This window comes from Ruegeria sp. CDSA089, assembly GCF_059612205.1.
Genome location: NZ_JBXWQD010000001.1, coordinates 88,981 through 112,980, shown reverse-complemented (window position 1 = coordinate 112,980; position 24,000 = coordinate 88,981). Strand labels below are relative to the sequence as shown.

The 24,000-nt window shown below is 58.0% G+C and carries 27 protein-coding genes and 1 tRNA gene; 15 read left to right on the top strand and 13 right to left on the bottom strand.

Annotated elements, in window-relative coordinates; translation table 11 throughout:
- The first annotated feature begins 13 nt into the window (after positions 1–13).
- A complete protein-coding gene (locus tag AC2FJ6_RS00595) occupies positions 14–610 on the top strand; it encodes a histidine phosphotransferase family protein (RefSeq protein WP_170769739.1) in 597 nt (198 codons plus the stop codon).
- Here the strand turns inward: AC2FJ6_RS00595 and AC2FJ6_RS00590 are convergent.
- From AC2FJ6_RS00590 to AC2FJ6_RS00555, 8 genes are all read right to left on the bottom strand, one after another.
- Positions 607–1,869, bottom strand: a complete 1,263-nt coding sequence (locus tag AC2FJ6_RS00590) for a glutamate-5-semialdehyde dehydrogenase (RefSeq protein ID WP_170769738.1) — start codon at positions 1,867–1,869, stop codon at positions 607–609. The genes AC2FJ6_RS00595 and AC2FJ6_RS00590 overlap by 4 nt on opposite strands.
- A 22-nt stretch (positions 1,870–1,891) precedes the next feature.
- Positions 1,892–2,998 carry a glutamate 5-kinase gene (gene proB / locus AC2FJ6_RS00585; protein ID WP_170769737.1) on the bottom strand — a complete coding sequence of 369 codons (1,107 nt, stop codon included), beginning with the start codon at positions 2,996–2,998 and terminating at the stop codon, positions 1,892–1,894.
- Complete coding sequence (gene obgE, locus AC2FJ6_RS00580) at positions 2,986–4,020, bottom strand: GTPase ObgE (RefSeq protein WP_496668108.1); 1,035 nt, start codon at positions 4,018–4,020, stop codon at positions 2,986–2,988. The genes proB and obgE overlap by 13 nt, the downstream gene beginning before the upstream one ends.
- A 37-nt stretch (positions 4,021–4,057) precedes the next feature.
- Entirely contained in the window at positions 4,058–4,594 is a 537-nt protein-coding gene (locus AC2FJ6_RS00575; RefSeq protein ID WP_170769735.1) for a GNAT family N-acetyltransferase, read from the bottom strand.
- 249 nt (positions 4,595–4,843) lie between these two features.
- A complete protein-coding gene (gene rpmA, locus AC2FJ6_RS00570; protein ID WP_010440093.1) occupies positions 4,844–5,113 on the bottom strand; it encodes a 50S ribosomal protein L27 in 270 nt (89 codons plus the stop codon).
- 11 nt (positions 5,114–5,124) lie between these two features.
- On the bottom strand, positions 5,125–5,742 hold the full coding sequence (locus AC2FJ6_RS00565; protein ID WP_170769734.1) for a 50S ribosomal protein L21: 618 nt from the start codon (positions 5,740–5,742) through the stop codon (positions 5,125–5,127).
- 208 nt (positions 5,743–5,950) lie between these two features.
- Positions 5,951–6,748 carry a DUF2059 domain-containing protein gene (locus AC2FJ6_RS00560; RefSeq protein ID WP_170769733.1) on the bottom strand — a complete coding sequence of 266 codons (798 nt, stop codon included), beginning with the start codon at positions 6,746–6,748 and terminating at the stop codon, positions 5,951–5,953.
- Entirely contained in the window at positions 6,748–7,590 is an 843-nt protein-coding gene (locus tag AC2FJ6_RS00555; RefSeq protein WP_170769732.1) for a DUF2059 domain-containing protein, read from the bottom strand. The genes AC2FJ6_RS00560 and AC2FJ6_RS00555 overlap by 1 nt, the downstream gene beginning before the upstream one ends.
- Before the next feature lie 124 nt (positions 7,591–7,714).
- Here AC2FJ6_RS00555 and AC2FJ6_RS00550 point away from each other — a divergent pair.
- The 9 genes from AC2FJ6_RS00550 to AC2FJ6_RS00510 all read left to right on the top strand — a co-directional run bounded on the left by AC2FJ6_RS00550 (position 7,715) and on the right by AC2FJ6_RS00510 (position 16,243).
- Positions 7,715–7,804: transfer RNA gene (locus AC2FJ6_RS00550), tRNA-Ser, on the top strand.
- Positions 7,805–7,987: 183 nt separating this feature from the next.
- Positions 7,988–8,389 (top strand): hypothetical protein, encoded by a 402-nt coding sequence (locus tag AC2FJ6_RS00545; protein WP_170769731.1) that lies wholly within the window; start codon positions 7,988–7,990, stop codon positions 8,387–8,389.
- Between the two features lie 160 nt (positions 8,390–8,549).
- Positions 8,550–9,578 (top strand): alcohol dehydrogenase catalytic domain-containing protein, encoded by a 1,029-nt coding sequence (locus tag AC2FJ6_RS00540; protein WP_170769730.1) that lies wholly within the window; start codon positions 8,550–8,552, stop codon positions 9,576–9,578.
- Between the two features lie 74 nt (positions 9,579–9,652).
- Positions 9,653–10,528, top strand: a complete 876-nt coding sequence (locus tag AC2FJ6_RS00535; protein WP_170769729.1) for a branched-chain amino acid ABC transporter permease — start codon at positions 9,653–9,655, stop codon at positions 10,526–10,528.
- A gap of 4 nt (positions 10,529–10,532) precedes the next feature.
- Complete coding sequence (locus tag AC2FJ6_RS00530; RefSeq protein ID WP_170769728.1) at positions 10,533–11,630, top strand: branched-chain amino acid ABC transporter permease; 1,098 nt, start codon at positions 10,533–10,535, stop codon at positions 11,628–11,630.
- Positions 11,627–12,391: an ABC transporter ATP-binding protein gene (locus AC2FJ6_RS00525; protein WP_170769727.1), complete on the top strand. Its 765-nt coding sequence runs from the start codon at positions 11,627–11,629 to the stop codon at positions 12,389–12,391. The genes AC2FJ6_RS00530 and AC2FJ6_RS00525 overlap by 4 nt, the downstream gene beginning before the upstream one ends.
- A complete protein-coding gene (locus AC2FJ6_RS00520) occupies positions 12,388–13,161 on the top strand; it encodes an ABC transporter ATP-binding protein (RefSeq protein WP_170769726.1) in 774 nt (257 codons plus the stop codon). The genes AC2FJ6_RS00525 and AC2FJ6_RS00520 overlap by 4 nt, the downstream gene beginning before the upstream one ends.
- Before the next feature lie 5 nt (positions 13,162–13,166).
- Positions 13,167–15,053: an AMP-dependent synthetase/ligase gene (locus tag AC2FJ6_RS00515; protein ID WP_170769725.1), complete on the top strand. Its 1,887-nt coding sequence runs from the start codon at positions 13,167–13,169 to the stop codon at positions 15,051–15,053.
- 29 nt (positions 15,054–15,082) lie between these two features.
- Complete coding sequence (locus tag AC2FJ6_RS00510; RefSeq protein ID WP_170769724.1) at positions 15,083–16,243, top strand: ABC transporter substrate-binding protein; 1,161 nt, start codon at positions 15,083–15,085, stop codon at positions 16,241–16,243.
- Positions 16,244–16,299: 56 nt separating this feature from the next.
- On the opposite strand, the gene rpsI is transcribed toward AC2FJ6_RS00510, so the two are convergent.
- The 3 genes from rpsI to AC2FJ6_RS00495 all read right to left on the bottom strand — a co-directional run bounded on the left by rpsI (position 16,300) and on the right by AC2FJ6_RS00495 (position 18,816).
- The gene (gene rpsI, locus AC2FJ6_RS00505; protein ID WP_039535473.1) at positions 16,300–16,785 is read right to left on the bottom strand and encodes a 30S ribosomal protein S9; all 486 of its coding nucleotides are present in this window, start codon (positions 16,783–16,785) and stop codon (positions 16,300–16,302) included.
- Positions 16,786–16,791: 6 nt separating this feature from the next.
- Entirely contained in the window at positions 16,792–17,250 is a 459-nt protein-coding gene (rplM, locus tag AC2FJ6_RS00500) for a 50S ribosomal protein L13 (RefSeq protein WP_170711488.1), read from the bottom strand.
- Between the two features lie 162 nt (positions 17,251–17,412).
- Positions 17,413–18,816: an aminotransferase-like domain-containing protein gene (locus AC2FJ6_RS00495; protein WP_170769723.1), complete on the bottom strand. Its 1,404-nt coding sequence runs from the start codon at positions 18,814–18,816 to the stop codon at positions 17,413–17,415.
- A gap of 99 nt (positions 18,817–18,915) precedes the next feature.
- Here AC2FJ6_RS00495 and AC2FJ6_RS00490 point away from each other — a divergent pair, with 99 nt between their 5' ends.
- A complete protein-coding gene (locus AC2FJ6_RS00490) occupies positions 18,916–19,143 on the top strand; it encodes a DUF1127 domain-containing protein (RefSeq protein ID WP_170769722.1) in 228 nt (75 codons plus the stop codon).
- Between the two features lie 59 nt (positions 19,144–19,202).
- On the opposite strand, the gene AC2FJ6_RS00485 is transcribed toward AC2FJ6_RS00490, so the two are convergent.
- Positions 19,203–19,646, bottom strand: a complete 444-nt coding sequence (locus AC2FJ6_RS00485) for a PaaI family thioesterase (RefSeq protein ID WP_170769721.1) — start codon at positions 19,644–19,646, stop codon at positions 19,203–19,205.
- A 58-nt stretch (positions 19,647–19,704) separates the two neighbouring features.
- Here AC2FJ6_RS00485 and AC2FJ6_RS00480 point away from each other — a divergent pair, with 58 nt between their 5' ends.
- From AC2FJ6_RS00480 to gluQRS, 4 genes are all read left to right on the top strand, one after another.
- Positions 19,705–20,490 (top strand): enoyl-CoA hydratase, encoded by a 786-nt coding sequence (locus AC2FJ6_RS00480; protein WP_170769720.1) that lies wholly within the window; start codon positions 19,705–19,707, stop codon positions 20,488–20,490.
- Positions 20,491–20,744: 254 nt separating this feature from the next.
- On the top strand, positions 20,745–22,085 hold the full coding sequence (trmFO, locus tag AC2FJ6_RS00475; protein ID WP_170769719.1) for a methylenetetrahydrofolate--tRNA-(uracil(54)-C(5))-methyltransferase (FADH(2)-oxidizing) TrmFO: 1,341 nt from the start codon (positions 20,745–20,747) through the stop codon (positions 22,083–22,085).
- 37 nt (positions 22,086–22,122) lie between these two features.
- The gene (locus AC2FJ6_RS00470; RefSeq protein ID WP_170769718.1) at positions 22,123–22,737 is read left to right on the top strand and encodes a class I SAM-dependent DNA methyltransferase; all 615 of its coding nucleotides are present in this window, start codon (positions 22,123–22,125) and stop codon (positions 22,735–22,737) included.
- Positions 22,734–23,612, top strand: coding sequence for a tRNA glutamyl-Q(34) synthetase GluQRS (gene gluQRS, locus AC2FJ6_RS00465; protein ID WP_170769717.1), 879 nt, complete (start codon positions 22,734–22,736; stop codon positions 23,610–23,612). Before AC2FJ6_RS00470 ends, gluQRS begins: the two co-directional genes overlap by 4 nt.
- On the opposite strand, the gene hisI is transcribed toward gluQRS, so the two are convergent.
- The gene (gene hisI, locus AC2FJ6_RS00460; protein ID WP_170769716.1) at positions 23,598–23,987 is read right to left on the bottom strand and encodes a phosphoribosyl-AMP cyclohydrolase; all 390 of its coding nucleotides are present in this window, start codon (positions 23,985–23,987) and stop codon (positions 23,598–23,600) included. The two genes, gluQRS and hisI, sit on opposite strands and share 15 nt — an antisense overlap.
- Positions 23,988–24,000 lie beyond the last annotated feature (13 nt).

The window sequence follows — 24,000 nt, the reverse complement described above, 5'->3', positions numbered from 1 at the left end:
GCAGGAGGTACGCATGAGCGCAACAGACGTCAACCTGGCCGAGCTGATCGGCTCGCGGATCTGTCATGATCTGATCAGCCCGATCGGCGCGATCACCAACGGGCTGGAGCTGCTGGAAATGGTTGGCGGCACCCATGGCCCCGAGATGGAGCTGATTTCGGGTAGCGTCGGCAGCGCAGGCGCGCGTATCCGCTTTTTCCGGGTGGCGTTTGGATCGGCCAGCGATCAACCCCTGGGCCGCGCCGAAGTCAGTGCCTTGCTGAAAGATGTCGAAGCCGCAGGCCGTGTGCGCGTGAGATGGAACCTGACCGAGGCGGTGCCGCGCAATCAGGTCAAACTGGCGTTTCTGGCGCTGATGTGCTGCGAAAGCGCGATGCCCTTTGGGGGTGCGGTGACGATCCGCAACGATGTCGATCAATGGACTGTGACGGGTGTGGCAGACAAGCTGAACATAGAAAACGATCTGTGGAATAACCTGCCCAAAGGCCGGTTTGCCGATAAGGTCACCCCCGCCAAGGTGCAATTCGCCCTTCTGCCGGAAACGGCGCATGCGATGCGGCGGCGGATTACGGCAGAAACCACCGCAACCCGCGTCGAGATCAGGTTTTAGGCGCGGACCGTCCCGTTGCCCCGCACAAGGTATTGAAAACTGGTCAGTTGGGCGGCCCCAACCGGCCCACGGGCATGCATTTTGCCTGTGGCAATCCCGATCTCGGCCCCCATTCCGAACTCGCCGCCATCGGCGAACTGGGTTGAGGCGTTGTGCATCAGGATCGCGCTGTCCAGCCGTTCAAAGAACCGGGCCGCAGCTTGCGGGTCCTCGGTCATGATACAGTCGGTGTGGTTCGAGCCGAATTGACGGATATGCGCGATGGCCTCATCGATATCTGCTATGGGCTTAGCGGCGATGATACTGTCGAGGAATTCTTTACCCCAATCCTCATCCGTCGCTTTCAACGCACCGTCGAGAGCCAAGGAGCCCTCGGCGTGAACCTCAACTCCGGCGGCCAGCAGCGCGGTGATGACATCCCGCCCCAGCGTTTCAGCAATGTCCTGATGGATCAGCAGGCACTCGGCGGCACCGCATATCCCCGTCCGCCGGGTCTTGGCGTTCAGCACGACCTCAAGGGTTTTCGCGGGGTCTGCCGCCTTGTCGATATAGATATGAACAATGCCTTCGAGATGAGCAAAGACAGGAACGCGGGCTTCGCGCTGAACCAATCCGACCAGCCCCTTGCCACCACGAGGCACGATCACGTCTACAAAGTCGGTCATGGTGAGCAATTCCTGAACGGCTGCTCGGTCGCGCGTCGGCACCAGTTGGATTGAGTCTTCAGGCAGGTTAGCGGCCTTTAGACCCTCGACCAAACAAGCATGGATCGCGCCAGACGAATGGAAGCTTTCCGAGCCCCCTCGCAGGATCACCGCATTGCCCGATTTCAGGCACAGCGCACCTGCATCCGCTGTCACATTTGGGCGGCTTTCATAGATAACTCCGATCACACCCAGAGGCGTGCGCACGCGCTGGATATGCAGCCCCGAGGGCATGTCCCACTCGGTCAGAACCTCGCCCACCGGGTCGGTCTGATCGGCCACCGTGCGCAGCCCATCGACCATCCCCTGAATTCGGGATTCGTCCAGCATCAGACGGTCCATCATCGCCGGACTCAGGCCCTTGTCGCGCCCAAATTCCATGTCTTTCTTGTTGGCTTCGATAATCTCAGCGCGGCGGGCCCAGACGGCTTCGGCCGCAGCGATCAGAGCAGCGTGTTTGCGTTCTGCACTGGCAAAGGCCAACTCAGCAGCAGCAGCCTTGGCGCGCGCGCCCAAATCGGCCATCAGGGCGGGAATGCTGTCGAAATCCTTCATCTTGGGTGCCTTTCCTGTTGTCTTATAGCGCCAGATCGTCCCGGTGGATCAACACGGCGCGACCAGGATAGCCCAGCGTTGCCTCGATCTCGGATGATTTACGCCCTTTTATCGCGTCCGCCTCTTGCGCGGTATATCGGCTGAGACCCTGCGCCAAACGCCGCGCCTGCGGGTCGATGATGGCCACAGGATCGCCGCGCTGAAAATCGCCGGTCACTTCGACAATACCTGCAGGCAGCAGGCTCTTACCATTGCCAAGCGCTGTGGCGGCGCCAGCGTCCACCACGATCTCACCGCGTGGCTTCATGGCCGAGATCCAGCGTTTGCGGGCAGCATGCGGATCAACCGTTGCCGTGAACCACGTGCAGTTCGCACCGTTTTCCAGCGTTTTCAGCGGGTTGATGGGCGATCCTTCGGTAATCGCCATATCACAGCCCGCAGCCGTCGCCATCTTGGCGGCCAGCAGTTTGGTTTTCATCCCACCCTTGGACAGACCCGAGCCCGCATCACCGGCCATGGCCTCAATCTCGGGCGTGATGTCTTCGATCACATCATAGCGCGTGGCCGAGGCATCCTCGGACGGGTTGCCCGTGTAGAACCCATCGACATCTGACAGCAGGATCAGCTGATCCGCCCCCACGGTCACCGCGATTTGGGCAGCCAGTCTGTCATTGTCGCCGTAACGGATCTCATCCGTGGCTACTGTGTCATTTTCGTTGACAATCGGAACGACACCTAAGCTCAGCAACGTCTCAAGCGTGGCGCGCGAATTCAGGTAGCGCCGTCGATCCGCGCTGTCTTCCAGCGTGACCAGCACCTGAGCGGTGGTGATATTGTGGGGGGCCAAAACCTCTTCATAAGCGCGGGCCAGCCGGATTTGACCCACAGCTGCAGCGGCTTGTGATTGTTCCAGCGGCAAGGTCTGCATCGGAAGGCCCAGCACCCCACGTCCCAGCGCAATCGACCCGGAGGACACCAGAATTACATCCGTCCCCTGCCCCTTGAGCCACGCAACGTCCTGCGCCAGCGAATGCAGCCAATCTGACCGCAACAACCCTGTGTTCCGATCCACCAGCAAGGCAGACCCGATTTTAACAACAAGACGCTTTGCAGACGTCAGGGTTGCCAAGGCTCTGCCTCCTCAGCGGGTTTGTGGCGGACACGATTGTCATCGATCTGCGCTCGCAGGGCCCGCAGGACATCCGTAACGCCCAGATGCGCGACGCCGGACATGGTCATGACGGGGCCGCCTACGTCCTCTTCCAACTCGGCCTTGGCCAGTTCGCGTTCCTCATCATCCAGCGCGTCGACCTTGTTCAGCACGGTGATGCGGGGTTTATCGGCCAGCTCACCGCCATAGGCTTCAAGCTCATGAATGATGGTGCGGTAATCTTTGGCCACAGTTTCCGAGGTACCATCGACCAAATGCAGCAACACAGCGCAGCGCTCGACGTGGCCCAGAAAACGGTCGCCAATGCCGCGCCCTTCATGGGCGCCTTCGATCAGGCCGGGGATGTCAGCGACGACAAATTCGACGTTATCGACGCCCACAACGCCCAGATTTGGGTGCAGGGTGGTAAACGGGTAATCGGCAATCTTGGGCCGCGCGTTCGAGGTTGCTGCCAGAAAGGTCGATTTGCCCGCATTGGGCATCCCCAGCAGGCCCACATCGGCGATCAGCTTCAGCCGCAGCCAAATGGTTCGGTCGATCCCCGCCTGCCCCGGATTGGCGCGGCGCGGGGCCTGATTGGTGGCCGATTTGAAATGCAGGTTGCCGAAACCGCCATTGCCACCCTTGGCCAGCAACACGCGTTGCCCAACTTCGGTCAGGTCGCAGATGACGGTTTCTTCGTCCTCGTCCAGAATTTCGGTCCCGACAGGCACGCGCAGGACGATGTCGTCACCATCCTTGCCGGTGCGTTGCTGGCCGCGACCAGGCTGGCCGTTCTTGGCAAAGAAATGCTGCTGATAGCGGAAGTCGATCAGCGTGTTCAGGCTGTCCACAACCTCAACCCAGACGGAGCCGCCTTTGCCGCCATCGCCGCCATCCGGGCCGCCATATTCGATGTATTTTTCGCGCCGAAAGCTGACGCAGCCGCCACCTCCGGCCCCGGACCGGATGTAGACCTTTGCAAGATCGAGAAATTTCATGACTGTCCCCTACTGCAAAGGCCCCATCGGCCACAAGTCAGAGTTTCTTTGTATATGTCCAGGTGGACACGTTCGCGTCACGCGCCACCGAGTATGTTTCGGCGTCGCCCAGATATTCGAACCCGCAATGGGTCAAGACCCGCGCCGAGGCCGGGTTGTCCTGAAATACGCTGGCGAACATCGTGGCGTTTTCCAGCGGGTTCGCCGCAACCAGCGTTTCCACCGCCATCGAAGCAATTCCGGTGTTCCAATAGACCGGCGCAACCCAATAGCCCACCTCGGACTGGTTGCGATCCAGCCGTGTCAGCGAGATCAAACCGATCAGTTCCGGCCCGCCGTCCTTGGTGGCATCCATCGCCCAGACGTCTTCGTCCCGGTCCTCGGACATGGCACGGTTCACAAATGCCTCGATCGAGCCAGGCGGCAATGGATGCGGAATAGACGACGTCATCCGCGCCACGCGCTCATCACCTGCATAATGTTCAATGAGACCCATATCCGACCGGCGCAACGGGCGCAGGTCGAACCGCTCGGTTTCAATCACCGGCTGGTTTATTATTGTCTCAAGCTTCATGAGTGCGGTCCTCCTCCGAACAACACATAAATTGCGGACGTAACAGTGAAACCAATTACAGCCCACATCAGATATTTGCGGCCCAGACGATCTTCAACCGCATGGGCAATGCGTCCCTGAAACAGGGGCGGTATGGTGCTTGCTGGGAGTGTCATCGGGCTCATAGGTCAAAACTGTGTTAAAAACGAGAAAAGGGACCGGCATTTTCTGCCGGTCCCCCATTTATTTCTAAACCTTTAGGGTTTCGGCTTACTCTGCGGCCTCCGCCACTGGCAGGACCGAAATAAAGGTGCGGTTCTTGAGTCCCTTATGGAACTTCACGGCGCCATCAACAGTTGCAAAAATGGTGTGATCTTTGCCCATGCCCACGCCTTCGCCCGGCCAGAACTTGGTGCCGCGCTGACGTACGATGATGTTGCCTGCGATGGCCGCCTGGCCACCATAGAGTTTCACGCCAAGGCGGCGACCAGCAGAGTCGCGACCGTTACGGGAGGAACCGCCAGCTTTTTTATGTGCCATTCTCTCTCTCCTTAGCCTTGAGCCAGCTCTTTGGCTTGCTCAACCCATTCGGGCTTCACTTTGATGGTGTCGATAGCAGCAATCTGCTCGTCCGACAAGGCGGCTAGAGCGCTAAAGCTCTCGATACCTGCGTCGTTCAGCTTTTTGGCAGCGGCGGGGCCGACACCGTTCAGCTTGGTCAGATCGTCAGCAGCAGCCGCAGCGGCGGCGGGTGCTTCTGCCTTGGCTTCAGCTTTCTTGGCAGGCTTTGCAGCAGGTGCCGCTTCGCCAGCCGGTGCAGAACCGGTAGCTGCTTTGATGCCCGACTTGTCAGCGCCCGACGACAGGATGTCGGTGATTTTGACCAGTGTCAGTTTCTGACGGTGGCCAACGGTACGCTTCGAGCTGTGCTTACGACGGCGTTTGACGAACTTGATGACCTTGTCACCTTTGATCTGTTCGATCACTTCGGCCTGTACGCCTGCGCCTTCAACGAAAGGTGCGCCAACAACCGGAGCGTCACCGCCCAGCATCAGAACATCGTTGAATTGAACTTTTTCACCTGCGTCGGCAGCCAGCTTTTCAACGCGGAGCACATCGCCCGCCTGAACCTTGTACTGCTTGCCGCCAGTCTTGAGGACCGCAAACATGCGTCTTTCCTTTGTCTAACCGCGTTCTGTGGTCCCCTGCTGGGTGTTGCTGGCGTTCGCCACCTCGAACAGCGCGCCCTTTTCGGGCTGTGTGACGACCCGTGGGATCAGCCCCTTGGGTCAATAATAACGATACCCGGCGCGGAAGAACCGGCCGGGATGCGCGCTTATCCATAGAATGCGAGGGAAAGTCAACATCAAAAGCAACTCAAAGATCCGAGCCGCGCAGTACCTGTGAAACGGCAAGACCCAACCGGTAATAGATCTTGTCATAGGTGCGGTCGAAACTGTCGAAAAAGGCCTCGTTCACAGCGCGGCCGGTCTGGGTCCGTGAAAAGGCGATGTTCTCGCGCAGTTGCGCCTCGTCCAGCGGTTGATAAGCCATCAGAAGGAAAGAATACAGCCACGTACGCGTTTCTTGCGTGATGGCGTCTTTTTCAGCGAGAAGCTGGGCCAGAACCTCGCCATCATCGCCGCCAATTTCGGAATTCAAGCCTCGGAAAAAGTTATAATCTGCGCTCACGGCGCTTTTAACATTCTTCTCGATCAACTCGTTGACCTCGATATACTCATCCACAAGTTGGAAGAATGTGCTGTCCTGATCCTGTGCGGAATACGCGTCTTGCGCCATCTCTTCTATGGTTTCGTCCTGAAAAGCCTGACGGGCAGAGTTTTCAAGCCGCACAACGGTCTGTCCCAGATCGCTTTCGAAAAACAGCACGGCGCGTTCCATTTGGCTGTCTGACAGCGTTTCCACAAAGGCGGTGGAAAACTGGTCGCGCATCCAGTCGGGGTCGTAGATCATGTCGATCTGTGTTGCGAAATAGGCTCCGCCTGCCCCGTCCAGCATCGTTGTGTTTATCTCTTGCGCCTGCATCTGCCCTTCGTGGCGCAGCAGTTCGATCACCTCGTCCATGTGCAGGGCCGTCATCAAACGGTCAATCTGCTCGGCGACCGCTGGGGTCACACTCAGGGCAAGTGAAAGGACGGCCGCCAGCAGTCGCATCAGATGTCCTGTGCTGGGTGAAGATCGGCCATCCGCGCGGCCAGAACCTCGAATTTCATCGCCATGATTTCATATTGGATGGCATTGAGCAGCTCATAGACCTCTTGCATCAAGGGTTGTTCTAATGCGTCAGCATAGGCGGTCACGTCGGCATCCGAGAAATCCTGATACGTGTAGGCCGCGCCAGCCAGTGCCGAAAGCTGAATGGCTTGCCGCATGGCGCCTTCGTTCTGTTTCATCAACTCACGCAGATCGCCCGCATCCATTTGCAGGTCGATCACACCGGACGCGCTTGCGGCCAGCAGAAACCGGATCTGGATTTCCTGCAGCGCCCGCAGCGCGGTGCCGCTGGAATCGATCGCATTGTTCATGCGCTTCAACTCTTCGACCCGCTGTGACCCTTGCTGAATCAGGTCGGCGACGATCTTCTGGCCCTCCAACTGCTTGGCATCTTCGTCTTCGTGGATATGAGCGGCGTTTTCCGCCACGACCAGCCGCTGCCCCAGATCCGAGGCATAGAATTCGACCGCGTGTGTCAGCGCCTCATTGCTGAGCGTTTGTTCCAGAATAGCCACTGCGGTTTCATGCATATCATCAGTGTCGAACACCTCTTCGGTCAGACGCGCCCAGTCCGACCCGAACCCTTCGGGATCAATCCCCAACATCTGCGGAGCCGAGGCCGAGGCCAGCGCGATACTTTGCAACGCGACGTCAAAGCCTGTGGTGGTCAGAAACGCTTCAATCCGGTCGCGATCCGCTGTGGCCGCATGGGACGGCAACGCGGCCAGCGCGAAAAGAAGCAGTGAAACGGGCAATGCGAAGAAGCGAGCGATATGTGTCATGGACATAGACCCTAGGTGATTTACGCCATCAGGCAATGGAAAATCCCAGAAGAGTGAATTTGGGGAATTTTCTGCTTGCACCCCTGCGCGTTCCTCACTAAATCCCCCCCTCACAGACCCCCGCGGAGAGGTGCCGGAGTGGTCGAACGGGGCGGTCTCGAAAACCGTTGTGGGTGCAAGCCCACCCAGGGTTCGAATCCCTGTCTCTCCGCCACTTTCCCTAGTGACGCCCAATTCCGAAACACCCGCCGGACGGCGTGTTCTTGCCTGCTGGTTGGGCCGTATCGGCACAAGGTAGCCCAATTCGCTTGGGTGACGCTTGGCGCACGTAATTCCCCTTGGGCAATGCATATATTCAAATCATCTTAAGTTTATAAAACTAAAGGAGATTCGTAAGATGCAGAAACTAATTCCAGCCATCCTTGTGGCAGCGATCGTGGCGGGCGGTTATTATTACCTCAATACGTCAGAGGCGCCCGAACCGGCAACGGCGACGGCCCCGGATGAGACACCCTCTGAGACCATTGGGGAAACAGCCAGCCAGCTTGTTGATCAGGCTGGTCAGGAAGTCGCCGCTCTGGCCAATCAGGGGCAGGACTTGATGAACCAATGGATCGAAGAAGGAATGCTGACCGTTCAGAATTTCGACTACGATACCCTTATGGCCTCGGTTCAGGACAGCGATCTGGCGCAGGACATCAAAACACAGGCCACAGCTATCTTGGAGGAGATCAAGGCCTCGCCCGAAACGCTTGCCGCGAAAATTCAGGAACTGCGAGAGTTGTTGAACGCAAATTGAGTTCTGCAATTGCCTGCGCCGTTGCGCGACGTAAGCTTTGCCCTGCGTTGACCCTTGCCGGATCACGTGATTGGCTGGCCTGAGGGTTACAATGCCGAAAGACGTTTTTGTATCAAACCATACACGGGATGCTTCAAGCTGTTGTTTTCAGGGGATTGAAATGAACACACCGCCATCAACCATGTTTGCCGTTGTTCAGACACAGGACGGGTATTCAGGAACGGCCACCGGCCCAGTATTGGAAGACGCCGCAGAATGGTTGAGTGAAGCGGAGTTGCCGGTGCCCGCTCCGGGCCCCGGTCAGGTGTTGATCAGGCTGCGCGCGGCCTCGGTAAATCCGTCGGATATTCACTTTATCAAAGGCGAATACGGCCAGCCCCGCGTTAAGGGAGCCGCCGCAGGGTTTGAGGGATGCGGCGATGTGGTTGCGACAGGTGCCGGGGCCGAAGTCCTGAACGGTCAGCGTGTGGCCTTCGTTGCGGCGGGCGCCGGGGCGTGGGCTGAATATGTGGTGACACAGGCGATGATGTGCATCCCCCTGAGGCCCGAGATTTCGGATGAGGACGGCTCGGCCCAGATCGTGAACCCGATGACGGCCATGGCGATGGTGGATATCGCGCGAAATGCCGGCGAGGCTTTCATAGTCTCTGCCGCGACAAGCCAGTTGGGCAAGCTGATGTGCAGTTTGGGTCGCGATCTGGGCCTGAAACCCATTGCCATCGTGCGCCGGGCGGATGCGGTAGACAGTCTGAAGTATCTTGGCGCGCATGAGGTTCTGGTGACGTCTGACCCGGACATGCCGAAAAAACTAACCGACTTGAGTCACGCTCTGAAACCGCGCGTTTTCCTGGATGCGGTGGCCGACCAGATATCCGAGCAGGTGTTTTGTGCAATGCCAAATGGCGCGCGCTGGGTGTGCTATGGCAAGCTCAGCCCCGATCTGCCCAAACTGACCCAGATGGGCCAGATGATTTTCATGGGTAAGCAGATCGAAGGCTTCTGGCTAACCAAGTGGATGACCACCACCCCGCCCGCCGATCAGATGCGGGTTGTGGCCGAGGTTCAGGCACGTTTCGCCGATGGTCGGTGGAAAACAGATGTTGCAGACCGCCTGCCGCTCAGAAACGTGGTGTCAGATCTGGCCCATGCGCTAAAAAAGAGTGACGGAAAGGTGATTGTCACCCCATAGTAGAACAAAGCCCTTTGGTCATCGTGGCCGAGGGGGACGAAGAATGCCGGACAAACCGGTATTGGGAGGTGAAGTTGGATAACGCGCAGCTGCTGATTAGCGGGCTGGCGAATGGCTGTGTCTACGGCCTGATCGCACTCGGTTTTGTTCTGATCTACAAAGCGACCGAGGCGGTGAATTTCGCGCAGGGCGATTTCATGATGCTGGGCGCGTTCGTCACCATCGGCCTGACCAATACCGAATATATGGGGCTGCCATTCTGGTTGGCGCTACCAATCTCATTGGGGATTATGGGAGCGTTGGGATATCTGCTTGATCGGTTGATCATCCGACGGCTGTTCGGAGAAAGTCAGACGGCTGTGGTAATCCTGACCATCGCCTTGGGCTTTGTGATCCGGTTTGTGGCCGGGTTGATCTGGGGGCACGAGCCGCAGACGCTTCAGAACCCGCTGGCCGGGAAAGAGGTGCGGTTCGGCGGGCTGGTGCTGGGGATGGAGGATGTGGCCGTCATCTTCGTCACCATCCTGCTGACGTGGGCGCTGTATGTTTTCTTCAGCCGGACCAAGTTAGGGCTGGCAATGCAAGGCGCCTCTCAAAACCAGTTGGCCGCTTACTACATGGGCGTTCCGGTCAAGCGGGTGCAAGGGTTCATCTGGGGTCTTGCGGGCGTGGTCGCCGGGATCGCAGGTATCCTGTTTGCCGCAAAGGGGTCGGTCGATCCGACCACGGGTCTGCTGGGGATCAAGGCGTTTGCCGCCGCCGTGATCGGCGGGTTCGGCAGCCTGCCCGGTGCGCTGGCCGGAGGGCTGATCGTCGGTGTCATCGAACCCTTTGCCAGTCGCTATATCGCAGCAGGCTACAGCCAGATTGCGCCGTATGCGCTGTTGCTGGCTGTGCTGATCTTCCGCCCCAACGGGCTGTTTAGTCAGGTTCGGGTCAAGAAGGTTTAGGCAGATGCGGATTGTATTCAAAACCGACTACATGCAGGATATCCGGCCATGGAAAGATGGCCATCAATTGGTCCTTTATCTGATCCTACTGGCGGTGGTGGCTGCGGCCCCGTGGTGGTTGGACGATTTCTATCTGGGTGAGCTGACAAACGTCCTGATCTGGGCCATCGCAGGTCTGGGCCTGATGGTTCTGACAGGCCACACGGGGCAAGTCAGTCTGGGTCACGCGGCTTTCCTGGCCTTTGGGTGCTATGCTAACGTCATCCTGCTTGAGGCGGGCGTGCCCTTCCTGATCGCCTTTCCGCTGGCTGGTATCCTGACCGGTATTGCGGGCGTGACTGTCGCGATCCCTGCCCTGCGGTTGCATGGCATTTATCTGGCAATCTTCACCATGGCGCTGTCGATCCTGATGGATGATGTCATCGTCTTGGCCGAGCCGATCACCGGCGGCGTTGGCGGCAAGTTCATCGGTGGGGTCGACATTTTCGGCCTGACGATCGACCGCTGGGGCACTCCGGTACATTTCTTCTGGCTGGTGCTGGTGGTCGCCGTTCTGGTGACGCTGGGTTTTATTAACTTGCTGCGCGCGCCTTTGGGACGCAGTTTCATCGCCGTGCGCGATTCCGAGGTTTCGGCGCAGGCGATGGGTGTCGATATCGCGCGCACCAAGATGATATCTTTCGCTTTGTCTTGTGCCGTCACCGGATGGGCGGGTGCGCTGATGGGGATGTTCTCGGGCGCGTTCAACAACGAGACGTTCAGTGTCGTGATCTCGATCCAGTTGCTGATGATGATCGTGATCGGCGGGCTCGGGTCGATCCACGGCGCGTTTCTGGGCGCGATCATCGTGGGGTTCCTGCCGCAATTCTTGTCGATTTCAAAGGAATATGTGGGTGCCCTGTTCGGCGGCAATACCGTCGCCATTCCGGGGCTGGAATTCGGCATCTTCGGCATGATCCTAATTGCCTTCATCCTGTTTGAACCGATGGGCATGTATGGCCGATGGCTGAAAATACGCACGTGGTTCGAGCTTTTCCCGTTCTACCGCAAGGACATGTTCAAGCGTCAGAAATCCTACCTCAAGACGGAGCGCCTCAGATGAGCCTGCTCGCGTTCCAGAACGTCACCCTGAAATTCGGTGGCCTCACGGCGGTGAATGACTTGTCCTTTTCGGTCGAAGAAGGCGAGGTCTTTGCCATTGTCGGCCCCAACGGCGCGGGTAAGTCGACGGTATTCAACCTGATCTCACGCTTCTACGACCCGTTTGCGGGCTCTATTCGGTTTGACGGACATGATTTGCTGCAGGTCAAACCCTCTGGCGTGGCAGCCTATGGCGTGGCGCGGACGTTCCAGAATATCGAACTGTTCGAACATGCCACCGTGTTGCAGAACCTGCTGGTCGGACGGCACCGCCATCGAAAAACAAACCTGATATCAGAGGTTCTGTTCCTGCCCTCGGCCCGGCGGCAAGAGCTGGAAAACCGCGAAAAGGTCGAAGAGATCATAGATTTCCTCGACCTGCAGGCCTACCGCGACAAGATGATCTCTGGCCTGCCTTACGGCGTCCGCAAAGTGGTCGAGGTTGCCCGTGCACTGGCCACGGAACCCAAACTGTTGTTGCTGGACGAACCTGCATCCGGCCTGTCGGTCGAGGAGACGTCGGATCTGCGCTGGTGGATCGACGATATCCGCAGGCAGATGGGGATTACGGTGCTGATGGTCGAACACGACATGGGGCTGGTCTCAGGCGTGTCTGACCGCGTGTTGGCGATGGCTGATGGTGCGATGCTGGCGCTGGGAACACCGGCCGAGGTGCAATCCCACCCGGCTGTGGTCGAGGCCTATTTGGGGAAGGCCTCATGAGCGCGCCGATCCTGACCATCCGCAATGTCGAAAGCTTCTACGGCCCGATCATGGCCATTCGCGGCGTGTCGCTGGATGTGCATCCGGGGCAGATCGTATCGATCCTGGGCGCAAACGGCGCAGGCAAGACGACGCTGATGAAAACCGTGTCCGGCGTGATGGACCCCGAAAAAGGCAAGATCACCTTTGACGGTGAAGAAATCCAAGGGTCCGAGCCGCATAAAGTCGTGCAAAAAGGCATCGTTCATGTCCCTGAGGGGCGCGAGGTGTTCCCTCTGCTTACAGTCGATGAAAACCTCAGCCTTGGGGCCTACACGGCGACCGACAAGGGGCAGATCGATCATGACCGCGAGTTGGTGTTTTCCTACTTCCCGATCCTGAAAGAGCGTCGCACCCAAGAGGCCGGAACCCTTTCGGGCGGACAGCAGCAAATGCTGGCAATCGGGCGCGGGCTGATGGCGAACCCCAAGATCATGCTGCTGGACGAACCCTCGCTGGGTCTGTCGCCGCTGCTGGTGCAGGAGATTTTCGGCATCCTCAAACGCCTGAATGACGAACAGAACATGACCATGATGCTGGTCGAACAGAACGCCAATGCCGCGCTGGAACTGGCCCATCATGGCTATGTGATGGAGGTCGGCCGTATCGTCATGGACGGGGCGGCGGATGTGTTGATGCAATCCGAGGATATCCAGAATTTTTATCTGGGCGTGCAGGAAGACGGCGCGCGGGAAAACCGCCGCTGGAAACGCAAGAAAACCTGGAGGTAAGCGGCATGAATATCAGCACACTGCCCCCTCAGACCAAGATCAACGGCATCCAGTTCAACGCTACCCCCGGCCAACGCCCCGTGCTGGTGGATGAATGCATGACGATCTGCGCGTTGTTTCAGAAACGCTGCGCCGATTTGGGCGACCGCACTGCACATCGGGAAAAGGACTTCGGCATATGGAAGTCCTATTCCTGGGCCGATTACTGGCAACATGCCAAGTGGATCGGGCTGGCCTTACGGAAGCTGGGGCTGCAACGGGGCGAGGTTGTCTCAATCCTGTCCGAGGACCGCAAGGAATGGGCGTGGTTCGATATGGGCATCCAATGTGTGGGCGGCATTGCTTCGGGCATCTACACCACCGATTCTGCCAAACAATTGAAATACCTTGTGAATGACAGCGACAGCCGCTTTCTTGTGGTCGAGAACGAAGAACAGTTGGACAAGTTCTTCGAGGTCGAAACCGAGCTTCCCGGTCTGCTGAACGTCATCATCCTCGAGGATGAGGGCCTGCATGATCTGAGCCACGACCGCTGCTTGATGATTGGCGATCTGTATGACATCGGACGACGGGCTGAAGCCGAAGAGCCTGACCGGTTCGAAGCCGAGATCGCCCTGGCCTCGCCGCAGGACACGGCTCTGTTGGTCTACACCTCGGGCACCACTGGGGCGCCTAAGGGCGCGATGCTGAGTCACGAGAACATCCTGGCCGCGATTGAATGCGGTGCGCACGCCCTGCCCTCGCTGGAAACGGATGAGCAGCTTTGCTTTCTGCCGCTGTGCCATATCCTGGAACGTGATGTATCGGTTTACCTGCCGCTTGCGTCGAAATGCGTGGTGAATTTCGCCGAAAGCCCCGAAACCGTGTTTGCGAACCTGCAAGAGGTCTCGCCCAGCACCTTTACCGCCGTCCCGCGGGTGTGGGAGAAGATCTATTCTCAGGTTCAGATTCTGGCGCAGGACGCCACCCCCGCAGGGCGCGCCGCCTTTGGGATGGCCGTGAACGCGGGTATGGCGCGGGCCGAGTATATCCTGGCCGGAAAGCCGGTGCCCGCCGCTGTGAGCGCGCAGTTCTGGCTGTGGGACCGGTTGGTTCTGCGCAATCTGCGGCGGATGCTGGGGCTAGACCGGATGCGGCGTGGCGGCACCGGAGCGGCGCCCATCTCGGCTAACCTTCTGAAATGGTACTGGTCCATCGGGGTGCCCATTGTCGAAGGGTTCGGGATGACCGAAACCTCGGGACTGGCGACGCTGAACACGACCGAGCACAACAAAATCGGCACCATTGGCCGCGCGGTGCCGGGCAATGATGTGCGTATTGCAGATGACGGTGAAATTCAGATCAAAGGTTTGAATGTTTTTCAGGGCTATTGGCGCAACAATGCCAAAACCGCCGAGACCTTCACCGCCGATGGCTGGCTGCGCACAGGCGATATGGGGCAGATCGACGGCGACGGCTATGTGACAATCACCGGGCGACTGAAAGACATCATTATCACGGCCGGCGGCAAGAACATCACCCCGGCCGAGATCGAAAGCCGCCTGAAATTCAGCCCCTATATCTCGGACGCTGTCATAATCGGCGACCAACGAAAGTTCCTGACGGTGCTGATCATGATCGACCAGGAGAACGTCGAGAAGTTTGCGCAGGACCGCAAAGTTCCGTTTTCGAACTTCGCCTCACTCTGTGCCGCGCCTGAGGTACGCGATCAGATCAGGGCTGAGGTCGACGCGGTAAACAAGGAATTTGCGCGGGTCGAACAGATCAAGGATTTCCGCCTGATCAACGTGTTGCTGACCGCCGATGACGAAGAGCTGACGGCCACTATGAAGCTGAAACGCAGCTTTGTGGAAAAGAAACACGCAGATCTCATTGAAGATATGTACAATTAGATAAGGGTTTACCCAAAGGGAGGAGAAACATGAGGAACGTGATCAAACAGCTGGCCACCGCCACCGCTTTGACGGCTGCGGCAACTGTTGCAGGTGCTGAGACACAAGGTGTTAGCGACGATGAGATCGTCATCGGATCGGTCAACGACCTGAGCGGTATTTTCGCTGCCGTTGGAGTTCCGGCCACCAAGGGCGCAAATGTAGTGTTTGACCGCGTGAATGCCGAAGGCGGCGTGCACGGGCGCAAAATCCGTTTCGTGGTTGAGGATAACGGTTATCAGATGCCGCGCGCGATGCAGGGCTATAACAAGCTGCTGAACCGCGACAAGGTGTTTGCCATGCTGCAGTCACTGGGCACGCCGATGAACGTGGCCGGATTCAAACTGCTGGACCCGAAGGGTATTCCGAACGTGGCGCCTCTGACAGCCGCGCGGCAAATGCTGCAAGAGCCTATGAAGAATAAGTTCACCTCGTTCTCGACCTATTTTGATCAGGCCCGGATAGGGGTGAAATATCTGAACGGAGAATTCGGATCACAATCCGTGTGCACCATGTACCTGCCCACCGATTTCGGCGAAGAAATTCTGGAAGGCAGCAAAGCGGGGGCCGAAGAGGCTGGGATCGCATTTGTCGCTGAAACCACGCACAAACCGGATGAGACGGATTTCGTCGGCTCTCTAAGCAAGCTCAAGGAGGAAGGCTGCGATATCGTCACAATGGCTTTGGGAGTGCGGCAGGCCATCACCGTGGTAGGCACGGCCAAAAAGATGGGGCTAGCGGATATGAAGTTCCTTGGTACTTCGGCCAGTTTCCTGACCGTGGTTGCGCAAGTACCCGGTGGCGTAACCGACGGGTTCTATGCAGCGGCCTCCTGGCTGGACCTCTGGGCGCGCGCGGAAGAGCCTGCCCCGGCCGCGTTCATCGCCGAATACAAGGAGGCCACGGGCGAAGACCCTGTCGGTTTCTCGATGCTGGGCTATTCGGCCGCCGAGATGATGGTCAAAGCGCTAGAGGCCGCAGGCCCTGATCTGACCCATGACAGCTTTATCGCGGCCATGGAGTCCCTGAACTACAAGGATGATCTGGTCGGAAACCAGATCACCTATGGTCCAGACGACCATCAGGGCGCGGATACTGTCTTTGTCAGCGTTGTCGAAGATGGGGCCTGGAAACTGGTCTACGAAGAATAAATCAAAGGAAAAGGGCTCGCCGAGGCGAGCCCTTTCCAATTCGGTGTCCGTCGCGATTAACGCTTCGAGAACTGGAACGAACGACGCGCTTTGCGCTTACCGTATTTCTTACGTTCCACAACGCGGCTGTCGCGGGTCAGGAAGCCAGCGGCTTTCAGCGCGCCACGCAGCGAGGGATCATAGAGCTGCAGCGCTTTCGAGATGCCGTGCTTGACCGCACCGGCCTGACCGGTCAGGCCACCGCCTTTTACGGTCGCAACAACGTCGAACTCACCTTCTACACCGGCAACCTGGAACGGCTGGCGCAGGATCAGCTGCAGAACGGGACGAGCAAAGTACTTGTCCTGGTCCTTGCCGTTCACGGTGACTTTGCCGGAACCCGGCTTGATCCAAACGCGTGCAACAGCGTCTTTACGCTTGCCGGTGGCGTAGGAACGGCCCAGCTCGTCGCGCACGGGTTCACGCACGATGACTTCTTCGGCCACGGTTTCAACGCCTGCGACGGCGCTCAGCTCTTCGAGAGTATTGATCTGATCAGCCATCGGTCATTAGCTCCGGGTGTTTTTCTTGTTCATGGACTTAACGTCCAGAACTTCGGGCGCTTGCGCCTCATGGGGATGATCGCCACCGGCGTAAACGCGCAGGTTGGTCATCTGCTTGCGCGCCAGGCGGTTGCCCGGCAGCATTCGCTTGACGGCCTGAACAACAACGCGCTCAGGATGTGCACCTTCCAGGATCTGCTGTTTGGTGCGCGACTTGATGCCGCCCGGGTGGCCAGTGTGCCAGTAGAAGTTCTCTTCGCGCTTCTTGCCGGTCATCTGGATTTTGTCAGCGTTGATCACGATAACATTGTCGCCCATGTCCATGTTCGGGGTGAACGACGCTTTGTGCTTGCCACGCAGGCGCATGGCGACGATCGAAGCAAGACGACCCAGAACAACGCCCTCGGCGTCGATCAGGATCCATTTCTTGTCGATGTCTGCAGGTGTTGCAGAAAAGGTTTTCATGGCAGGATAGTCCTGTTTGATGTGAAAGACCGCCCCCGTGTGGAGCGGCCCGAATTCGATGGAGCGTATTTAGAGGGGAGCGTTGCGCAGGTCAACTGCAGTAATCTCTTTTAAATGTCGTGAAAACAGTTACTTATAAAATAGGTATTATTTTACCCCAATTTAAACGCTGATTTGCTCGGGCGGGTTGTCCAACAGATTGCGCAGGCGCTGCATTGCATCTTCGAACAGTTCCAGCGAGACATGCCCGTTCATCGCAATGCGCACTGCATTCGGCGCGCGTCCATCGCGCAAGGCGAACTCATCGGCGGATCGCAGTTGGATCCCTTCCCGCTCAGCCGCCCGGCTAAATGCAGCAGCACGCCAGCCCGAGGGCAAGTTAAGCCAGACAAACGGCACATCAGGCGCCCAGTTCAGGTCAAACCCACCCAAAGAATTTACAGCCACGCGCACATATTCCCCCATCTTCTCGCGTACATCGCGGGCAATTCGCCGGGTGCGCGGGTCGGACAGCATGAGCCGGGTCAGTTCCGCCAGCGGTTGCGCCAATCCGAAATACCCGTATTCCGCCGACCTTCGAAGATCGACACTGCGTTCTCGCGGGGCAATAGCAAAACCGACGCGCAGCGCAGGCGTCAGTGTTTTTGAGATGGACGAGACATGCCACCCCCGCTCGGGAGCCAAGGCACGGTAACTGGGCTCGCGCGCATCCCCCATTCGGTAGCAGTCATCTTCGATGATTTGCAGGTCAAAGCGACGGGCGACCTCGACAATTTCTTTGCGACGCTCCAGCGGTGTATGCGCGCCAGTCGGGTTCTGAACTTCCGGAGAAACGCAGACAGCCTGCGCTGGGTTTTGACGTAGGACGTGCTCCATGGCGCTAGGGTCAATGCCCCATTTGTCCATCTTCACGCCGACCACCTCGGCCCGCATCAGTTCTCCGGCACGGCGGAACCCGGCGTAGGACAGGTCTTCGACCAGGACCAAAGGTTTAGGGCCACGCAGAATCGTTTGAAACACAAGGCACAATCCGTTCTGCCCGCCATGTGTCAGTACAATATCGTCATGCGACAACGGCCCCAATGGCAGATCGGACAGCCAGTCAACTACGGCTTGGCGCATCGGTATATACGCATCGCGGGTGGGATAATTCAGAAACAGCCCCGGATCAGATTGCGAGACCTTTTGCAAACACTCTCGGATCAGAGCCACCTGCCCTACATCCGCCAGTCGCGGGCTAAACAGGCTGACGCTGGCATTGTACTTGTCGTCGCGCAGATGCAACTGCCGCGCCCAGACATCATCCAGAATCGGCGATTTCGGCGGGGCCACGAATGTACCGCGCCCCACCTCGGCTTGTAACAATCCCTCATCCGTCAGAATCGTATACGCACGCGCAACGGTGCCCGGCGTAATTTGTAACCGATACGCCAGTTCTCGTACCGGAGGCAGCTTAGTTCCGACCTCCAATAATTTGTTATCAATAGCTTTTCGAATTGTATCGGCCACAAGTGTATACTTAGGTCCCTTGGATTTCGGTAGAGACTCTGGCCAAATTGTATCCATTACAATTCTTCCTTTGATTTTGACACAATGTCGAATGTATCAGTCAAATATACCGAACATATTACGTTTGTGTCAATACAATTTGAAAGGATACCCAAGATGACACGCGCAATGCACACCCCCGCCCTTTTGCTGCTGAACGACAGCCCTCGGCTGCCGCTGATCGCATCGCTGGCCGTGCGGTTTGCGGCGACTGTCACAAAGTGGGAGCGACAGCGCCGCAGCAGAGTCAATTTGTCGAAGCTGGATGATCGGTTGCTGCGTGATGTCGGGTTGACCCGAGATCAGGCCAACCGCGAAATCGAACGCCCGTTCTGGCACGGGTAAGATATCCCCAGTCCCTTTATTGGGACCTCTTCCTTGGCCGGGCTCGTCCCGGCCATTTTTTATCCGAATGCCGCGGCGGCAGACCCTTCGGGCGGCAGCGAATAGGTCATCGTGGCACGTGCAACGGGTTTGTCAGAGCCTTCCGAATACATCAGCACATCACCTACGGCTAAAGCCTTTCCCAGCTTCAACAGGGTGCAGCGTGCGATCATGTCTTGGTCTCCATCGGGTTTGCGCATGAAGTCCATCGAGCAGCCAGTTGTGACGGCCAGAGATTGTCGGCCCTTGCGCGCAAGAATGATCGCGTAGACACAGACATCGGCCAGACCGAACATGGACGGCCCTGAAACCGTACCGCCCGGCCGCAAGTGCCGGTCTTCGACCACCAACCGCATGGTGATCGTGTCCTCGGTCAAGTCCTCAACCACGAAATCCCGATGCACCTGCGGAAAGACCTGTTTCATATAGGCAGTCAATTCTTCCCGGTCTAAGGCCAATGACATGCTTCCCCTCCTCGATTTGCCGACCTAGAGTTGGCCTCACATCAGATCGGAGGGCAAGATGGGAATTCTGGAACGCAGCGACACCGGAGCGGTCGCAAGGTTGACGATGAATGCGCCGGAACGTCTGAATGCCCTCAGCGACGAAATGCTGGCGGCGCTGCAAACCGAGTTTGATGCCCTGCGCGACGACCGGACTATCCGCGCGGTGGTCTTGTCGGGCTCGGGCAAAGCCTTTTGCGCGGGCCACGATCTGAAGCAGATGACAGCGGGGCGTCAAAGCGAAGATGGGGGCAAGGCCTATTTCCAGGACTTGTTCAGCAGATGCGCACAGATGATGCTGACAATTCAGTCCTTGCCTCAACCTGTCATCGCTCAGGTTCATGGCATCGCGACGGCCGCTGGATGCCAGCTGGTTGCCACTTGCGATCTGGCCGTGGCGGCAGAGACGACGCGGTTCGGCGTCAATGGCGTGAATATCGGCCTGTTTTGTTCGACACCCATGGTTGCGCTCAGCCGCAATATTCCCCGAAAACAAGCGTTTGAAATGCTGACCACAGGCGATTTCATAACGGCTGAACGTGCGGCAGAACTGGGGCTGATCAACCGGGCCGTGCCGGAAATGCTGCTGGAGCATGAGGCACAATCCCTTGCGGAACAACTGGCGGAAAAGTTGGGATCGGCAGTGAAAATCGGTAAGGAAGCGTTCTATCAGCAGCTCGATATGCCCATTGAACAAGCCTACGCGCATACCGGCGAAGTGATGGCGCAGAACATGATGCACCGGGATACCGAGGAAGGAATCTCTGCATTTATCGAAAAAAGAACGCCAAATTGGGAACAATAACGCAATTGTTTCTTGGGAATTCTGCCCGATTCCGCATTTTGGGACTTTTCAAAACGGCGACACTGTGGCAATGCTGAGACAAGGCTATGGCCTGAAAACCGATTTTGGGTCGCCGTAGGCGGAAGGTCCCTCCAGCTGGTCTCTCTCACCGGCGTTGACATTCCCGCAGCGGCGACCCCAAAATTTCCCTTCTTCAGACAATCTGACCCAACAGGTGTTTGCGTTGGCGCGCGCTCTGCCCTATGTGGCTGCGCATGACACAGAAACTGCATATCGTGGGCGGCGGCATGGCCGGGTCCGAGGCTGCCTGGCAGGCGGCGGAAATGGGCGTGGATGTTATGATCCACGAAATGCGGCCCAAAGTGGGCACCTTTGCGCACCAGACCGGTAACCTGGCCGAGATGGTTTGCTCGAACTCCTTCCGTTCGGATGATGATGAACAGAACGCCGTTGGCTTGCTGCATTGGGAGATGCGCGCCGCGAACGGGTTGATTATGACAACCGCTGATGCCCATCGGCTGCCGGCAGGCGGCGCCCTGGCGGTGGATCGTGATCCCTTTGCCGAATCCGTGACAGCCAAGCTACGGGCCCATCCACGAGTCGAGGTGTCCGAGGAGGAAGTAACCACCCTGCCCGATGACGGCCAATGGATTTTTGCAACCGGGCCACTGACTTCGGCTGCGCTGGGTGAGGCGATCCGGGCGGAAACCGGCACCGACTCGCTCGCCTTTTTCGATGCAATTGCACCCATCGTCTATGCCGACAGCATCGACATGAGCCAGGCCTGGATGCAGTCGCGCTATGACAAGGGCGAGACCGAGGAAGAGCGCACCGCTTATTTGAACTGCCCGATGGACCGCGACCAGTACGAGGCATTCATTGATGCCTTGTTGGCTGCTGACAAGACCGAGTTCCACGAAGGCGAAACCGCCGGGTATTTCGATGGCTGCCTCCCGATCGAGGTGATGTCGGAACGCGGTCGTGAAACCCTGCGCCATGGTCCGATGAAACCCGTTGGCCTCACCAATCCGCACCAGCCCGATGTGAAGCCTCATGCCGTTGTGCAATTGCGCCGCGACAATGCATTGGGCACGCTATTCAATATCGTGGGCTTTCAGACAAAGATGAAATACGGCGCGCAAACGGATGTTTTCCGTATGATTCCGGGGCTGGAGAATGCAAGTTTCGCGCGGCTGGGCGGGATTCACCGCAATACGTTCATTAACTCTCCAACCCTTCTGGACGCACAGATGCGGTTGAAGTCCAGACCCAACATTCGTTTTGCCGGGCAAATCACCGGGGTCGAGGGCTATGTCGAAAGCGCCGCTATGGGCCTGCTGGCCGGGCGGCTGGCTGCGGCGCAGATTCTGGGGAAAGAGTTGCCAAATGTGCCGCAAGACAGCGCCATGGGCGCACTGATCCATCACATCACAGGCGGTGCTGAGGCCAAGACCTTTCAGCCGATGAATGTGAATTTCGGCCTGTTCCGCCCGGTCGATGGGCTGAAAGGTGGCAGACGTGGCCGCAAGGACCGCTACAAGGCCTATACAGATCGGGCCAAGGCGGCGTGGTCAGACTGGCTGGCGCATTGCTGACTGGACGCAACGCGCCGTACCGGCCTAACATGGGGGCATGAGCGACGAATACATGAAAGACGTCTACGGGCTGGACACTCCCGAGGCAACCCGCGACCACTATCAGAAATGGGCATCCTCATACGACAGCGAGGTCGCATCGCACGGCTATATTACCCCAACCCGTGTGGCCGAGGCGCTGTGGTCGAAACTCCCCGAACCTCAGACGCCGATCCTTGACTATGGCTGCGGCACCGGGCTGTCTGGTCAGGCGCTGCGGACCGCCGGGTTCGAAGTTATCGACGGCATAGATCCCACACCCAGAATGCTGGAAGAGGCCGAATCCAAAGGCGTTTACCGGCAGTTGTCCTCATTCGAGATTTCCAATCCCAATCCGGTTAACGCAGGGGCCTATAAGGCGATTGCAGCCATCGGTGTTATCAGCGTCGGGGCGGCACCTCCTGAGACCTTCGACATGCTGATGAAGGCGCTGCCCAAGGGTGGATTGTTGGCGTTTTCATTTAATGATCACACGCTTAAGGATTACAGCTACACCTGTCGATTGAACGATTGGCTTGATATCGGGGCCGCCCGGCTGCTTTTTCGGGAATACGGTCCGCACCTGCCGGGTATGGACCTGAAATCTGACGTCTACATTGTTGAAAAAGCGTGATTTTCACCACTCGGTTTGCGCCATCCCCAACCGGCCCTCTTCATCTTGGTCACGCTTTTTCGGCTTTGCTGGCCAGCGACTTGGCGCGGCAGCACGAAGGTCAGTTCTTGCTGAGGATCGAAGACATCGACCGCACCCGCGCTCGTTCACATTGGGAAGAGCAGATTTACGACGACCTCTCATGGTTGGGTTTGACATGGCCCGAACCCGTCCTTCGGCAGTCGACGCGGATGGAGGTATATGAGATCGCGTTGCAGCAATTGTGGTCACGCGGCCTTCTGTATCCCTGCACCTGCAACCGGCGCGATATTGCCGCGGCGACCAGCGCACCACAAGAAGGCGCGCCTTTGCTGGGACCAGACGGTATCGTTTATCCCGGTACGTGCCGCGAGAAAGCAGTTCGCTCAGGTCCGATGCCACGCGATATTCCGCTGCGCCTGGACATGCAGAAAGCCGCGCAAACTGTTAAGGTTAAGAGTGAATTTCACTTCTTTGAAACCGGTTGCGGACCATGCGGAAGCACCGGCCGTGTCTCCTTCTCGGATCGGGAACTGACCGACACAATCGGAGATGTCGTGCTGTCCCGGCGAGATATGGGCACGTCGTACCACCTGTCGGTAGTGCTGGACGATGCCGCGCAGAATGTGACGCATGTGGTCCGTGGGCAGGATTTGTTCGACGCCACCCGCATTCATGTGGTTCTGCAGGTGCTTCTGGATCTTCCCCAGCCCATCTACCACCACCACAAGCTGATCCGCGATGATGCTGGCAAGCGATTGGCCAAACGCGACGACGCGCGCGCCATCTCGAAATACCGCGACGAGGGTGTTTCGCCCGCCGATATCCGCGCGATGGTCGGCTTAGATCATCGGTGACATCAGCTCGGTTTCGTCACCGTCGCGCACAGCGGTGTAGAAACAGCTACGCCGGTTCGTGTGGCAGGCCGGTCCTGTTTGACGAACAATCACCAACAGACAATCTCGATCGCAATCCACGCGGAAATCGACCAATTCCTGTACATGGCCCGAGCTTTCGCCCTTGATCCAAAAGGATTGCCGGGACCGGGACCAATACGTCACCCGCCCGGTCTGCAACGTTTTGCGGATGGCATCTGCGTTCATCCACGCCATCATCAGCACTTCGTTGCTGTCTGCGTCCTGCGCGATGGCCGGGATCAGCCCAGCCTCGTTGAACGTCAGGGTCAATGGGTCAAAAGTCGCAGGGGTCGTCATCTTAAAAACCTTTTGCATCCGGGTGGATGCT

Excerpts from the sequence above, each read along its gene's own strand:
- AC2FJ6_RS00565 (WP_170769734.1), bottom strand. The coding sequence starts at position 5,742 with ATGTTTGCGGTCCTCAAGACTGGCGGCAAGCAGTACAAGGTTCAGGCG.
- AC2FJ6_RS00485 (WP_170769721.1), bottom strand. The coding sequence starts at position 19,646 with ATGTCATTGGCCTTAGACCGGGAAGAATTGACTGCCTATATGAAACAG.
- obgE (WP_496668108.1), bottom strand. The coding sequence starts at position 4,020 with ATGAAATTTCTCGATCTTGCAAAGGTCTACATCCGGTCCGGGGCCGGA.
- AC2FJ6_RS00530 (WP_170769728.1), top strand. The coding sequence starts at position 10,533 with ATGCGGATTGTATTCAAAACCGACTACATGCAGGATATCCGGCCATGG.
- AC2FJ6_RS00490 (WP_170769722.1), top strand. The coding sequence starts at position 18,916 with ATGACACGCGCAATGCACACCCCCGCCCTTTTGCTGCTGAACGACAGC.
- AC2FJ6_RS00480 (WP_170769720.1), top strand. The coding sequence starts at position 19,705 with ATGGGAATTCTGGAACGCAGCGACACCGGAGCGGTCGCAAGGTTGACG.
- trmFO (WP_170769719.1), top strand. The coding sequence starts at position 20,745 with ATGACACAGAAACTGCATATCGTGGGCGGCGGCATGGCCGGGTCCGAG.
- AC2FJ6_RS00540 (WP_170769730.1), top strand. The coding sequence starts at position 8,550 with ATGAACACACCGCCATCAACCATGTTTGCCGTTGTTCAGACACAGGAC.
- rpsI (WP_039535473.1), bottom strand. The coding sequence starts at position 16,785 with ATGGCTGATCAGATCAATACTCTCGAAGAGCTGAGCGCCGTCGCAGGC.
- AC2FJ6_RS00575 (WP_170769735.1), bottom strand. The coding sequence starts at position 4,594 with ATGAAGCTTGAGACAATAATAAACCAGCCGGTGATTGAAACCGAGCGG.
- AC2FJ6_RS00495 (WP_170769723.1), bottom strand. The coding sequence starts at position 18,816 with ATGGATACAATTTGGCCAGAGTCTCTACCGAAATCCAAGGGACCTAAG.
- AC2FJ6_RS00520 (WP_170769726.1), top strand. The coding sequence starts at position 12,388 with ATGAGCGCGCCGATCCTGACCATCCGCAATGTCGAAAGCTTCTACGGC.
- rpmA (WP_010440093.1), bottom strand. The coding sequence starts at position 5,113 with ATGGCACATAAAAAAGCTGGCGGTTCCTCCCGTAACGGTCGCGACTCT.
- AC2FJ6_RS00555 (WP_170769732.1), bottom strand. The coding sequence starts at position 7,590 with ATGACACATATCGCTCGCTTCTTCGCATTGCCCGTTTCACTGCTTCTT.
- AC2FJ6_RS00470 (WP_170769718.1), top strand. The coding sequence starts at position 22,123 with ATGAGCGACGAATACATGAAAGACGTCTACGGGCTGGACACTCCCGAG.
- AC2FJ6_RS00560 (WP_170769733.1), bottom strand. The coding sequence starts at position 6,748 with ATGCGACTGCTGGCGGCCGTCCTTTCACTTGCCCTGAGTGTGACCCCA.
- AC2FJ6_RS00595 (WP_170769739.1), top strand. The coding sequence starts at position 14 with ATGAGCGCAACAGACGTCAACCTGGCCGAGCTGATCGGCTCGCGGATC.
- AC2FJ6_RS00545 (WP_170769731.1), top strand. The coding sequence starts at position 7,988 with ATGCAGAAACTAATTCCAGCCATCCTTGTGGCAGCGATCGTGGCGGGC.
- hisI (WP_170769716.1), bottom strand. The coding sequence starts at position 23,987 with ATGCAAAAGGTTTTTAAGATGACGACCCCTGCGACTTTTGACCCATTG.
- AC2FJ6_RS00510 (WP_170769724.1), top strand. The coding sequence starts at position 15,083 with ATGAGGAACGTGATCAAACAGCTGGCCACCGCCACCGCTTTGACGGCT.
- AC2FJ6_RS00525 (WP_170769727.1), top strand. The coding sequence starts at position 11,627 with ATGAGCCTGCTCGCGTTCCAGAACGTCACCCTGAAATTCGGTGGCCTC.
- AC2FJ6_RS00590 (WP_170769738.1), bottom strand. The coding sequence starts at position 1,869 with ATGAAGGATTTCGACAGCATTCCCGCCCTGATGGCCGATTTGGGCGCG.
- rplM (WP_170711488.1), bottom strand. The coding sequence starts at position 17,250 with ATGAAAACCTTTTCTGCAACACCTGCAGACATCGACAAGAAATGGATC.
- AC2FJ6_RS00515 (WP_170769725.1), top strand. The coding sequence starts at position 13,167 with ATGAATATCAGCACACTGCCCCCTCAGACCAAGATCAACGGCATCCAG.